Raw genomic sequence first — 12375 nt, 5'->3', positions numbered from 1 at the left:
GACGAGGGGGAAAAATATGAAGTACCAAATTGAACATACAAATACGTTTTATTACGACAACTCGGTTGACCAAAGTATGAATCACATCAGACTTAAGCCGAGGACAGATGAGTGTCAAAGACTGTTGTCGTATCGAACGGAAATAACACCTTCCTCGTTAACCAAAGAACATATTGACCTCTGGGGAAATCATGTAGAAACGTTTTTTATAGCCCATAAGCATGATCAGTTAACGGTGAAAACTATTTCTACTGTAAGTATCCAGAAGAGTCCTTTTATCCGTTTGATCCATTATACAGATGAAATGCAGGGGATTTTTTGTTCCGACTTATTTCACGAGCACTATTTACCCTATCTAACCGAAACAGCCTATACCCTTTTATATAAAGATCAAATTGACGAGATTGTAGCGGCTGTAGGGAAATCAGATCCTATTCAATTCTCACTTGACTTGATGTCCTATATTAATCAATCGATCAGGTATGATGAATTTGCGACACAAGTGGACACGAAGGCGTATGATTCATGGCCGTTGAGGTCTGGTGTTTGTCAAGATTACGCCCACATTATGATCGGTGTTTTACGAGCAAAGGGGATCCCGGCCAGGTACGTCAGTGGTTACTTGTATGTTGGAGAAGATTCAGCACTAGTTGGTGACGCAGCCACTCACGCATGGGTAGAAGTGATGATCCCAGGTATCGGCTGGATAGGTCTTGACCCGACGAATAATGTGGAGGCATTAGAGAATCACATTCGTGTTGGAACGGGAAGAGACTATGCTGACGTTAGCCCATTACAAGGAGTATACCGGGGTGGCGGCCAAAGATTAGACGTGCACGTAAGCGTTACGGTTATCGGCCAATAAGGAAAAAAGGGCAGTTCCCCTCGAGCAGAGGAACTGCCTTCTTTTGTTTATTTTGAAACTGTACGGGGTGAAGCCGGCACAAGCAGGTGGATAATTCCTCCCGCAATACCACCAATAAGCGCTGGTACGAGCCAACTTAGATTAATCTCATAAAGCGGTAGTGATTGAATATAAGGTGTAACTGCCGACATAGGCACACCTGCAGCCACAAGTCCATCATATAGGCTAACGAGACTTGCTAGGATTATTGCTCCTCTGTAAACGTAAGGTGAATGATGAATGATTCCTCCTGTAAAGGTAAGAATAACTAAAACGATGGCAATGGGATACACGAACACGAGTACAGGAACAGAATAGGCAACAATCTGGTTCAACCCTAAATTAGCAATAGCAAAGCTTATAAGAGTAACGGCTAAAGCGACTTGCTTATAAGACAGTGATGGGAATCGGTTGCTGAAGAATTGAGCACAGGCAACAACTAAACCTACACATGTAGTAAAACAAGCCAGTCCTACAATGAGACCTAAGAGGAGTGTGCCGATATCTCCATACATTATATTAGCAGCTCCTGCGAGGATCGCACTTCCATTATCATAATTTCCTTCTGTTGCCATTTTAGCGCCTATCCATCCGATCGAGATATAAACACTCATTAATCCAAGTGCGGCTACACCTCCAGCCTGGAATGTACGGAACGTAAGCATTTTTTGACTGACACCTCGATCACGTAATGAAGTGACAGTAATGATCCCGAATGCTAAAGCTGCGATGGCATCCATAGTAAGGTATCCCTCTATAAAACCTGTGAAAAATGGCTGTGCACTATACTTTTCATTCGCCTGCTGGGGATCACCCGATAGCAAAAAAAAGCTACCGATAACTAGGCCGACGATAGAGATGAAAAGTACTGGTGTCAGCAATTGGCCAATCCGATCAACAAGCTTAGATGGATTCAAACTTATAAAAAACACCAGTCCAAGGAATATAGCAGTGAATAATAGTAAACCTAAGGTAGAGGATTCCGTTAACCATGGAGCAAGCCCAGATTCATAAGCTACGCTGGTAGCACGAGGAATAGCAAAGAGAGGTCCGATGGTCAAATAAACAACAGATATAAACACAACTCCGAACAAAGGGTGGACACGACTGGCTAATTCAATGGCCCCACCCCTAATACGTGAAATAGCGACGACAGTGATAATAGGGATCCCAACTCCTGTCAGGATAAATCCGGCGATGGCAGGTAAGTATGAAGTACCGGATTCCATTCCAAGTGTAACCGGATAAATTAAGTTTCCAGCACCAAAAAATAAAGCAAATAAAGTAAGACCGGTAAAGAGTGTGGCTCTTCCTTTCATGTTTGTTCCTCCTCTAAGGTGTCAAATTGTATCTAGACGTTATATAAACTTTTATTAAATGAAAAGCATCCTACTATAAGAGGATGTTCAAAAAGTTACCAAATGATAACCGGCGAATTCTTCGTTGCTCGGTTTTTCCGGCCCTCATGTATGAAAGGCATACGGCTTGCGGCCCTCAAAACATTCGCGCCTCGAACACCTTGCGACGCACAGGACGTTCTTATTCGTAAACTTTTTGAACACCCACTATAAGTGTTTCATCACCGCCGTAATACTATCAATGTCAAAAAATTATGTCAATGTTTATTTATTGAGTATGTTTAAAAAAGGCAGCGTTTACACAGTCATTTTAAACTTTTCGATACAATATAGTTTACAGATGAAAAGTGGCAATATAGAATATGTCTATGTTATTAGTGAATATACATAATCCTTTAAAAAGTAAGGAGACATTTAATGGTTGATTCACTTCTGTTGGAATTAATGTTGGTCGGCCTCTTGGGGATTGGCTCTCAATGGATATCCTGGCGTTTCCGCCTCCCCGCCATTGTCGTCATGTCAATTGTTGGTTTACTTGCCGGTCCGGTTTTTGGGTTGATGAATCCTGAACAGGACTTTGGCAATTTATATAGTCCGATCATCTCACTTGCTGTTGCCGTCATTTTATTTGAGGGCAGCCTCAATTTAGACTTTAAAGAAGTCAAGGGGCTTGGGAGACCAGTGTTTCGAGTGGTAACATTTGGTGCCTTTATAAGTTGGGTGCTTGGCTTGCTAGCTGCTCATTATGTGGCAGGTTTATCTTGGGCTGTAGCCTTTGTAATCGCAGCTTTGTTTATAGTTACAGGTCCAACAGTAATTTTACCTTTATTAAGGCAGTCAAAATTGAAGCCAAGGCCAGCAAAGATTTTAAAATGGGAAGGGATTATTGTAGACCCCATTGGCGCTTTGCTTGCTGTATTTGCTTTTGAGATCACTGAATTCCTGGTTGGTACCAATCATTCACCTATGGCATTGCTCTCGTTTTTCCTCGCAGCCATTTTTGCGGTGATGCTTGGGTATGCGTGTGGTAAAGGCGTAGGCTGGATGTTCGAAACAGGCTATGTTCCGGAATACTTGAAGTCTCCTGTCGTACTTACTGTTGTTATCGCTTGTTTCACTATTGCGGATGAAGTGACACACGAAACGGGATTGTTGTCTGTAACAGCTATGGGGATGACCCTTGCCAATATGCATATCTCTTCTATAGCAGATATGAAGCATTTTAAAGAGAGTATTTCATTATTGTTGACATCAACAATCTTTGTGCTTTTGACAGCCTCTCTCACACGTGAAACGTTACTGCAAATTTTCAATATTGAAATCATCGGGTTTGTACTCTTAATGTTATTTGTCGTTCGTCCGCTATCCATTTTTCTATCGACGTGGGGGACCGATTTATCCCGGCCTGAGAAATTGTTGGTAGGTTGGATTGCACCTCGCGGGATTGTTGCGCTTACCGTCTCGGGCTATTTCGCAGGTGTTTTATTGGATGCAGGGTTTGAGGATGCATCCATCTTAATCTCACTTACTTTTGCGCTCGTCTTTACAACTGTTGTTGCCCATGGTTTTTCAATTGGCTGGCTATCGAAAAAGCTCGGTCTATCTATGGAGGGACCACCTGGGGTTTTGCTTATTGGTGGAAGCAAGTTTACGACCAAACTTGCAAAAGCACTCGAAGATATGAAGGTTCCTGTACTGGTTAGTGATTCCTCATGGGAAAGATTGTCCAGTGCCCGAGCTGAAGGGATAAAGTCTTATCATGGGGAAATCTTATCAGAGCAGACGGAATATAAGCTGGATATGACACCGTATGAATACATGTTGGCTGCAACCGAATTTGATTCTTATAATGCGTTAGTTTGTACGACATTCGTACCTGAATTTGGTCGGAATAATCTGTTTCAACTAAGTTTAAGCAAGCGTGAAGGCGATAAACTTGAGGATCTCGTTCATACGATTGGTGGTCGTGTGTTATCTAAAGTAGGGGCTTCGTGGGAAGAGCTGAATACGATGGTTGATCATGGCTACGTATTTAGACGTACGAATATTACGGGACAATATACGTACCGTGACTACTTGAATAATATCGATGACCAGGCCATTCAAATATTTGTCAAAAAGCCGAGTAAAAAAGTAGAGTTCTTTAGTGAAGAAGTTGAAGCGAGAGTGGAACAGGGAGATGTGGTTGTATCCCTCACCCCGCCCAAAAAAGAACTTGAAAAGATTCAAGAGAAGCTGGAGAAGCAGCGAAAGGCGAAGGATAAACCATCTGAGCCTGGGAGCGAATAAGAAAGAGAACAAGCATCATGGATGGCTACACACTTACCGTATTAGAGTGGGTCAACAGGGATAAATGATAACTAGATTAAATCAAAAGAAAAAGGGTGTGCGATCTTGATCGCACGCCCCTTTTTTATCGTCCAGGAAATTATAAAAATATTTGCCTGTGGATAAGCTTACATGAAGTTAGCCACATCCAGCTCCAGCGCCCAGACACGAAAGACTAGTCAATCGCCTCCATGGTCCCCACAGGACTCGAGGTCGTTCAACGTTGAAACATGCCCCGCAGGACGCGGGGTAGTTCGACGTTGGCTCAAGGACGTGCCGAACTTAGTCGAACGTCCTCATAACTCGGTTTTAGTCGAACTTCATCTGTCGTGTCTACCGGGCGCCCCGCGCTTTTATTCGTGTGTTTATTTGGTTTCAGCTAATTTATGATTAAGATCCTTCAACTGTTCTTCCATACGTGCCAGTTGATTTTCTGCGTTTTGCACGTTTGCCCCTGCAGCTTCAAGCTTATCTAAATCCCCTTGAATACGTACATAGTCCGATTTAAGTGCAGCGATTTCATTCTCAATTTCTTTTTTAGTCATCCAACAACACCCCTTTCTTTTATTGTAGATGTTGTGTCAAGGGGTTATAATAGTGGAAATTTTCTTTGCCGAAGATTGAGAAGGAGGATGGAAGGATGAGGATGGAAAGACCAGCTGATTCAAAGTTGTTTGCTAAGCATTCTGAACCACTTTTATTACAGAAGGAAGCGGAGAATAACCTTCCGCTCGGTATTATTGAACGTTGGAAGCACTCTAATGGTGGGGATTCTACTGCCTTCATGCTCGAATTATACGAAGGGGACAACCTTGTTTATATTACGTTAAGGACACCTCCGCATCTGTGGATTCTGCCGGCAATTTCGACAGTAACCAGAGCCAAAATCAAATTTTTAGCCCATTTTTTATTTGAAAATGAGTATGAAGTTCCAGGTGTGCTTGGCCAGTCTGAAGTTGTGCAATGGTTTGTGCAATCATGGGAAGAATGTAGCGGACAAAAGGGTGAGCTTCATATGAAACAGGGCATTTATCGATTAGATAAGCTGAAAAAAGTCACGAAAGCAGAAGGAGAGTTAGTGGTTGCCAAACAGAAGGATTTCCTATTTTTAGTTGATTGGCTGCTGGTTTTTAGTGATCAAACAAGTGATTCCTTTAGTAGGGAGCGGGCCGAACAGCTCGCTTGCGATATGATTGCAGATCAAAAAATGCACTTTTGGGAGGTTGGTGGAAACTATGTATCGATGGTCTGTCGAGCTCGGTCAACACCAAATGGCGCCACAGTAAATGCTGTCTTTACTCCAGATGAATTTAAGCGTAATGGGTATGCTACACAGGCTGTAGCTGCATTAACAGGCAAGTTGTTGAATGATGGATATCAATTTTGTGCTCTTTACACTGATTTAGCCAATTCAACATCTAATTCTATCTATCAAAAAATTGGATATAAGGCTGTCGATCAGTCACTGGTTTATCATTTTAAAAAGTCATAAAACTCCCCCACTGTCCTCCAAAGGAAGGCAGTGGGGAAGCTTCTTATTGTTCCGTTTTGTTAGCGATCCACTCATTATAAAAGTGAGTGATAACCGTTTTTACAAGGGCGTACGCTGGAATCGCAAATAACAGTCCAAGGAAACCAGCTAAACTACCGGCAGCCAAAATAATGGTAATGACTGTTAACGGATGAATGTCTAAAGCTTTTCCCATAACGTTAGGTGAAACAAGGTTTCCTTCAATTTGCTGAGCTATGACCATGATAATCGCCACATACAAAACTAATATTGGGTCTTGGAATAGGGCGACTAACACAGCAGGAATCACAGCTAAGAAAGGTCCAACGAATGGAATGACATTCATGAGCATAGCGAAAAGCGCTAAAGTAAGAGAGTAATGCAATCCAATCACTAAATACCCGACAAGTAACAACATCCCAACGAACACACTTACGGTAAGCTGGCCGATAATGAATGAATTTAAGGTATGATCCAGAGATCTGGCAAGTCTTTCAAAGCTTTTTCCAACTCGGTCATTCAAAAATTGCCTTACAAACGGAACAAGCTTATCGCCATCCTTCAGCATGAAGAACAGGAACAATGGAACTAGGATGAGGGCAAAAACAAAGCCGATAAATTGGCTGATTACATCTATGATTATAGTCGAAGCATCTTTAAGGTAAGACTCCAAATTTTGTACGACACCGTTAATGGCACTATTAAACTGATCAGGAATAATGGCTTGATTCTGCTGCCAATAATTAACGGTTTCTCCGACCATATCGATCATTCTAGGGAAATTTTCAATCAACCTTGAGAATTGCTCTTGAGCGATCGGTGCGATAAAACGGGTGATTAAGAACCCAGCGAAAATATAGAGTAAAAAGACAACTAAAATCGCAAGCAGCCTTGGGATTCGGTACTTTTCCAGGAAAAGCATGACAGGTCTTGAAATGTAAAAAAGAATGCCGCCGCCAATAAACGGAATGGCTATGGCAGTTAAATAGGTGAAGAAGGGATCAAAGAAAAAATGAATTTCATGTATGAGTAAAATAAATAATGAGACTAGAATACCAGCAATCAGACTTTGAAACCAGCGTTTATGAATCATGCAGCACACACCTTTATGTATTGTATTTACTATCTGTAAGTTATTCGTCTTATAAAGTGAAATTCCTGCTAAAGTAGGAAAATATAGTATCTATAAAGAACAATATGATATAAGGTTATCACTATTGCTCTTTCGTTGAAAACATTTTATTAAAAGCATATGGTAAGGATAATAAAATACGTATACAGAGGAGAATGATAATGAAAGATGAAATATTAAGGCGGTTTACAAGTTATGTCAAGATTGACACACAGTCAGATGAATCGAACGACTCTTGTCCATCAACGGAAGGACAGCTTACTCTTGCCAAAAAATTGGTTGAAGAGTTAAAGGGGATCGGGATGGAAGAGGTAACATTGGATGGAAATGGCTATGTAATGGCTACGCTTCCTGCTAATACAGATAAAGACCTCCCTGTAATCGGCTTTCTAGCCCATGTAGATACAGCAAGGGATTTTACCGGGCAAAATGTCCATCCTCAAGTTGTTGAGAATTATGATGGCGGAGATATCCACTTGAATGAGGAGGTAGTTCTCTCCCCGCGTGACTTTGAAGAATTACCTACATATAAAGGACATACCCTTGTAACAACGAATAGTACGACATTACTTGGGGCTGATAATAAAGCAGGCGTCTCAGAAATTATGACAGCGATGCACTATTTAATTGATCATCCGGACATTAAACACGGAAAGGTACGTGTTGCTTTTACGCCAGATGAGGAGATCGGGAGAGGACCACATAAGTTTGACGTCAAGGAATTCGGTGCTGACTTTGCCTATACCGTAGATGGCGGTCCACTTGGTGAACTTCAATATGAAAGCTTTAATGCGGCTGATGTTAAAATAACCTTCAACGGTAATAGTGTGCATCCCGGGACCGCAAAAGGCAAGATGGTCAATGCTTCAAAGCTTGCCGTTGAGTTTATTGAACAGCTGCCGGAGCAGGAAGCCCCGGAATACACTTCTGAATATGAGGGGTTTTATCACCTTGTTTCTTTACAAAGCGATGTGGAAGCGGCGCAATTGTACTATTTGATAAGAGATTTTGATAAAACAGCATTTGCCGCTAGGAAGGACAAGCTTCTTTCCATCGTTACACAAATAAAAGAGAACTATGGCGAGGACAGTGTAAGCATAGAATTAAATGATCAATATTATAATATGAGAGATAAGATTGAACCGATGAAAGAGATTGTTGATGTTGCTTATCGTGCAATGACCAACCTGTCCATCACTCCGATCGTACAGCCGATCAGAGGAGGGACGGACGGTTCCCAGCTCTCGTATATGGGCTTACCAACACCAAACCTGTTTACGGGAGGGGAGAACTTCCACGGTAAATATGAATATGTATCCCTTGAAAACATGGTGGAGTCTACACGGGTGATTGTAGAAATATGTAAGCTTTTTGTTGAAGAAGCTTAAAAAATCCGTATAGTTTATACATTGACCACCATAATAATACTAATTAGTGGGACAGGGACATATATCTGTTGACAAATGACGAGACCATGCTATGATGAAATAAGAATTAGCTTTTTCCTAAAAGGGGAGTAGCTGGACAGTAAAGTCGTCATTACGGGAGATGTCCCCGGCTTTACTGGCAACGTACGTTGTTAGCGAGACCTTTACCCAGCAGGGTAAAGGTCTGTTTTTTTATGGTCCTTACCTAATGGTGGGATCATTTTTTATTAAAAGGAGAGTAACAAACATGGATGCTCAATTATTGATTGAATATGGCTGGGTATTGCTTGTGCTCATCGGTTTAGAAGGTATTCTCGCCGCTGATAACGCATTAGTACTCGCTATAATGGTAAAACATTTACCGCCGGATAAACGAAAGAAAGCCCTATTTTATGGTCTTTTAGGTGCATTTATCCTACGGTTTGGTTCATTATTTGTCATTTCCTTCCTCGTCGATGTATGGCAAGTACAAGCGCTAGGCGCGGCTTACTTACTGTTCATCTCTGGTAAAAACTTGTATGACAGGTGGAAATCCAGGGGAGATGAAGATGATATATCAGATGATGATGTTGAAGTGGATACAGAAGGCCGAGGAAAAGGCTTTTGGATGACAGTGCTAAAAGTAGAGCTTGCCGATTTGGCGTTTGCGGTCGATTCCATTCTGGCGGCAGTTGCGCTAGCTGTAGCTTTGCCTGAAACACCGTTACCGCCGGTAGGAAGTTTGGATGGTGGACAGTTCGCCGTCATCTTAACGGGTGGAATGATTGGGATTATCATTATGCGTTTTGCCGCCAATGTCTTCGTTGAACTGCTTCATTCCCGTCCGGGTCTTGAAGTTGCAGCTTTCGTTATTGTCGGCTGGGTAGGTGTGAAGCTGGCTGTCGCAACGCTAGCTCACCCGAGTATCCAGGTTTTAGATGAACACTTCGCGCACTCGACAACTTGGAAGCTTATCTTTTACTCTGTACTAGTACTAATCGCAGTCGCAGGTTGGTTCTTATCAGGTAAAAAAGAGAAACCGGAAAAACAAAACCAATCTAATCAATAAGAAAAAGAGTAGAGAGTCTTGTCATAAGGCTCTCTTTTAACTATTAAAAGTTTAGGGGGAGGGGGAACAAAATGGGAAAGGCAGCAGAGACACCATCCGAGCAATTTCGTTACGTGAAAAAACGTATTCAAATGCTGAATCAAGTCGTTGAGGTGATGGATCCAGAACAAGTCGACCAGGAAGACTTTGAGCGGATTCTTGATATGATTGAACAACTGCAGATGAAAATGGAGCGTTTTAAAAAAGACTGGGAATCAGGGAGTTGACTACTGTGAAATTTCGTCCAATCAACCAAGCTGAGGCTGAAATCATTGCCGAGTGGCATTACCCTGGGGAATACAGCTTCTACGATATGAAAGCTGATAAAGAAGATTATGAGGAGTTTATTAACCCTGACGCAAGAAGTGAACATACATACAGTGTCTATCAGAAAGGGCAGTTACTCGGCTTTCTCACAGCTAATGCAGCAGCTCCGAAAACCGTCAATATCGGTCTTGGTATGCATCCTGACGTAACTGGAAAAGGAGTCGGAAGCCTATTCTTAGAGAGTTGCCTTGATTTCGTGTACGAACACTATGAGCCATCGAAGATCACATTGTCCGTCGCATCTTTTAACAAAAGAGCCATTAAAGTGTATAAGCGGGCAGGATTTGTTTACGTTAAGTCATTTCAGCAGCAAACAAACGGAAGTATCTATGAATTTGTCCAAATGGAAAAGTCGTGAGTTTAACTCACGACTTTTCTGTAGTTTAGCAACAACTTGAGTGCTTCATAAGTGAGCACGCCACGCCATTCTTGTTTAGCCTGTCCCCAGCTGTCCATGTATGTATTCCAGTCCCACGGAGGTTCAATAAACGGACTCTTCTCTAGGGCTTGAATGAAAAAAGCTAGGTTATCATCAATCTTCTTTTTTGGAATTCCAAACTGAGTGCTTTCCAGGTCTGGTATAAATTTTAACGGAAAAGGTACGTAATTTTTCCACCTTTCCTTATCAAGAACAACAAGGGATTGGACCGCTTTTTCTAGCTGCTCCGTTACTGTGTTTGTCAATAAATCAGGGTGCAGTTGAAAGAAACGCTGATAACAATAGATTTCATGTTCAGATTCAAAGGTGGTTAAACTTAAGAAATAATCGATACACTGCTGTACTAACTGATCGACATCGAGTTGGGTGACTTCACTGTGATAGCGACGCAGATAGCCGATGATTTCTGCACTAGGATTCCCCCAGTGATGATCAATCCAGGACATCCCATCCTCATGAACCGTCCACCAGAAGGCATGGGGATACTCATTAACTTCTGGCGGCACAGCGTACCAGCCTTGTCGTTCACTATTGAAATGATTTTCGAAGTAACGAATGGCTTTGTCAATCATTTGTTTCGCCTGTGGGTAATTATCAAATTCTACTAAAACTTGCAAGGCAATGGTTGTAGCTATCGAGGAGGAATGGGGCAGTCTAATATCAGCTTCCAATCCCTTTCCAAAACCACCATCTTGATTTTGATAACCAGACAGTGCTGCTATGATTTCATGTTGATGCCCGTCTTCAGTCAGACATTTAACACGGACCTTTTCGAGGTCACGCCCATGTTCAAGGATCCAATTTTTTGCACGTTCAAAGTTGGCATTGGACAGTTTTATCAAGAATAATCATCTCCTATCTTAATGTTTGTTTCGCCATAGAAGGGGGGGATTCCTTTTTCTATGTAAGCAAATGATTTCATTTGAAAATGACTGCTCGTTTACAATGAGTATAGATTAGATGATTTTTTCGATTAAAAGGAGTAGATACTATGGCGTTTCATCATTTTCATCTTAAAGCAAACTGGCCGGGTGGGCGTAACGAGGTCGGCTCTATCGAAGCAGATAAACTGAAAACAAAGATCTCGATTCCTAAAGAAATGGATGGACCGGATATTGGCACAAATCCAGATGAGATGCTGCTCGGAGCTGCAGCTACCTGTTATATCATCAGCTTGGCAGCAATGATTGAGCGTGCCCAATTGCCGCTAAAGGAGATGGACATGGAGTCTGAAGGGGTCGTTGATGTTACAGATGGGAACTTTACTTATAAAAAGATTATTCATAGACCGAGAGTCGTACTGACAAATGATGCAAACCAGAACGAACTGACTAGGTTGCAAAAGTTAGTCGACAAAGCAGAGGGAAGCTGTATGATCTCAAAAGCCATTCAAGGTAATGTTGAACTTGAGATGGAAGCAGATCTTACGATTGAATAATTTTCATGAAAGGTCTCTGTTACAATAGGGCAGAGGCTATTTGTTAAGGAAAGGAATGCGAATATGAACTTTTTCATAAGTTTTCTTATTACATATTTGTATTATCTGATCATCATCATTGGGGCATCATTCTTTAAAACCGGGGAGGGTATTTGGGGCAAAGTTCTCCTCAACCAGGCGCTATATGGCTTTTTTGTTACTTTGATTGGATGTGCTATTGCTGATCTATTGATTAAAGGTAAAGTAAGACCAGTACTCCCAATGGTTGGGTTAGTTGGAGTTGTCTATGGGGCGGGTATCTTGCTTTTGTTCAATATAGGTCGTGTTCCTGTTCTTGTCTTGCTTGTGTTTGCTGCTTTCACAAGTGTTGGTTTGATGTTGTTTTATTCGATGAGAACGAAAGGAAAAAACTAACCACGTCTTCA

The 12375-nt window shown here is 41.8% G+C and carries 13 protein-coding genes; 9 read left to right on the top strand and 4 right to left on the bottom strand.

Annotation, left to right across the window (positions count from 1 at the left end; translation table 11 throughout):
* The first annotated feature begins 16 nt into the window (after nt 1-16).
* Nucleotides 17-865, top strand: a complete 849-nt coding sequence (locus MUO14_RS09765) for a transglutaminase family protein (RefSeq protein WP_244755034.1) — start codon at nt 17-19, stop codon at nt 863-865.
* 47 nt (nt 866-912) lie between these two features.
* Here the strand turns inward: MUO14_RS09765 and brnQ are convergent, their stop codons facing one another.
* Nucleotides 913-2223 carry a branched-chain amino acid transport system II carrier protein gene (gene brnQ, locus MUO14_RS09760; protein WP_244755033.1) on the bottom strand — a complete coding sequence of 437 codons (1311 nt, stop codon included), beginning with the start codon at nt 2221-2223 and terminating at the stop codon, nt 913-915.
* A 456-nt stretch (nt 2224-2679) separates the two neighbouring features.
* Between brnQ and MUO14_RS09755 the strand changes: the two genes are divergently transcribed.
* Complete coding sequence (locus MUO14_RS09755; protein ID WP_244755032.1) at nt 2680-4551, top strand: cation:proton antiporter; 1872 nt, start codon at nt 2680-2682, stop codon at nt 4549-4551.
* 404 nt (nt 4552-4955) lie between these two features.
* On the opposite strand, the gene MUO14_RS09750 is transcribed toward MUO14_RS09755, so the two are convergent.
* Nucleotides 4956-5135 carry an SE1832 family protein gene (locus MUO14_RS09750; protein WP_244755031.1) on the bottom strand — a complete coding sequence of 60 codons (180 nt, stop codon included), beginning with the start codon at nt 5133-5135 and terminating at the stop codon, nt 4956-4958.
* A 95-nt stretch (nt 5136-5230) separates the two neighbouring features.
* Between MUO14_RS09750 and MUO14_RS09745 the strand changes: the two genes are divergently transcribed.
* Nucleotides 5231-6082: a GNAT family N-acetyltransferase gene (locus MUO14_RS09745; protein WP_244755030.1), complete on the top strand. Its 852-nt coding sequence runs from the start codon at nt 5231-5233 to the stop codon at nt 6080-6082.
* Nucleotides 6083-6125: 43 nt separating this feature from the next.
* Here the strand turns inward: MUO14_RS09745 and MUO14_RS09740 are convergent, their stop codons facing one another.
* Nucleotides 6126-7193, bottom strand: a complete 1068-nt coding sequence (locus tag MUO14_RS09740; protein ID WP_244755029.1) for an AI-2E family transporter — start codon at nt 7191-7193, stop codon at nt 6126-6128.
* Nucleotides 7194-7393: 200 nt separating this feature from the next.
* Between MUO14_RS09740 and pepT the strand changes: the two genes are divergently transcribed.
* The 4 genes from pepT to MUO14_RS09720 all read left to right on the top strand — a co-directional run bounded on the left by pepT (nt 7394) and on the right by MUO14_RS09720 (nt 10431).
* Nucleotides 7394-8620: a peptidase T gene (gene pepT, locus MUO14_RS09735; RefSeq protein ID WP_244755028.1), complete on the top strand. Its 1227-nt coding sequence runs from the start codon at nt 7394-7396 to the stop codon at nt 8618-8620.
* A gap of 247 nt (nt 8621-8867) precedes the next feature.
* Nucleotides 8868-9707, top strand: coding sequence for a TerC family protein (locus MUO14_RS09730; RefSeq protein ID WP_244755027.1), 840 nt, complete (start codon nt 8868-8870; stop codon nt 9705-9707).
* A 71-nt stretch (nt 9708-9778) separates the two neighbouring features.
* Entirely contained in the window at nt 9779-9973 is a 195-nt protein-coding gene (locus MUO14_RS09725) for an SE1561 family protein (protein WP_244755026.1), read from the top strand.
* Between the two features lie 5 nt (nt 9974-9978).
* A complete protein-coding gene (locus tag MUO14_RS09720; protein ID WP_244755025.1) occupies nt 9979-10431 on the top strand; it encodes a GNAT family N-acetyltransferase in 453 nt (150 codons plus the stop codon).
* A gap of 2 nt (nt 10432-10433) precedes the next feature.
* Here the strand turns inward: MUO14_RS09720 and MUO14_RS09715 are convergent, their stop codons facing one another.
* On the bottom strand, nt 10434-11354 hold the full coding sequence (locus MUO14_RS09715; RefSeq protein ID WP_244755024.1) for a hypothetical protein: 921 nt from the start codon (nt 11352-11354) through the stop codon (nt 10434-10436).
* Between the two features lie 149 nt (nt 11355-11503).
* On the opposite strand from MUO14_RS09715, the gene MUO14_RS09710 reads away from it, so the two are divergent.
* A complete protein-coding gene (locus MUO14_RS09710; protein WP_244755023.1) occupies nt 11504-11950 on the top strand; it encodes an OsmC family protein in 447 nt (148 codons plus the stop codon).
* Between the two features lie 63 nt (nt 11951-12013).
* Complete coding sequence (locus tag MUO14_RS09705; RefSeq protein ID WP_244755022.1) at nt 12014-12364, top strand: hypothetical protein; 351 nt, start codon at nt 12014-12016, stop codon at nt 12362-12364.
* The last annotated feature ends 11 nt before the right edge of the window (nt 12365-12375 follow it).

The sequence above is a fragment of the Halobacillus shinanisalinarum genome (assembly GCF_022919835.1).
Lineage (GTDB): Bacteria > Bacillota > Bacilli > Bacillales > Halobacillaceae > Halobacillus_A > Halobacillus_A shinanisalinarum.
This window is presented reverse-complemented; position numbering and strand designations above follow the sequence as displayed.

Coding starts and splice junctions, on each gene's coding strand:
- MUO14_RS09765 (WP_244755034.1), top strand. CDS start 17: ATGAAGTACCAAATTGAACATACAAATACGTTTTATTACGACAACTCG.
- brnQ (WP_244755033.1), bottom strand. CDS start 2,223: ATGAAAGGAAGAGCCACACTCTTTACCGGTCTTACTTTATTTGCTTTA.
- MUO14_RS09755 (WP_244755032.1), top strand. CDS start 2,680: ATGGTTGATTCACTTCTGTTGGAATTAATGTTGGTCGGCCTCTTGGGG.
- MUO14_RS09750 (WP_244755031.1), bottom strand. CDS start 5,135: ATGACTAAAAAAGAAATTGAGAATGAAATCGCTGCACTTAAATCGGAC.
- MUO14_RS09745 (WP_244755030.1), top strand. CDS start 5,231: ATGAGGATGGAAAGACCAGCTGATTCAAAGTTGTTTGCTAAGCATTCT.
- MUO14_RS09740 (WP_244755029.1), bottom strand. CDS start 7,193: ATGATTCATAAACGCTGGTTTCAAAGTCTGATTGCTGGTATTCTAGTC.
- pepT (WP_244755028.1), top strand. CDS start 7,394: ATGAAAGATGAAATATTAAGGCGGTTTACAAGTTATGTCAAGATTGAC.
- MUO14_RS09730 (WP_244755027.1), top strand. CDS start 8,868: ATGGTGGGATCATTTTTTATTAAAAGGAGAGTAACAAACATGGATGCT.
- MUO14_RS09725 (WP_244755026.1), top strand. CDS start 9,779: ATGGGAAAGGCAGCAGAGACACCATCCGAGCAATTTCGTTACGTGAAA.
- MUO14_RS09710 (WP_244755023.1), top strand. CDS start 11,504: ATGGCGTTTCATCATTTTCATCTTAAAGCAAACTGGCCGGGTGGGCGT.
- MUO14_RS09705 (WP_244755022.1), top strand. CDS start 12,014: ATGAACTTTTTCATAAGTTTTCTTATTACATATTTGTATTATCTGATC.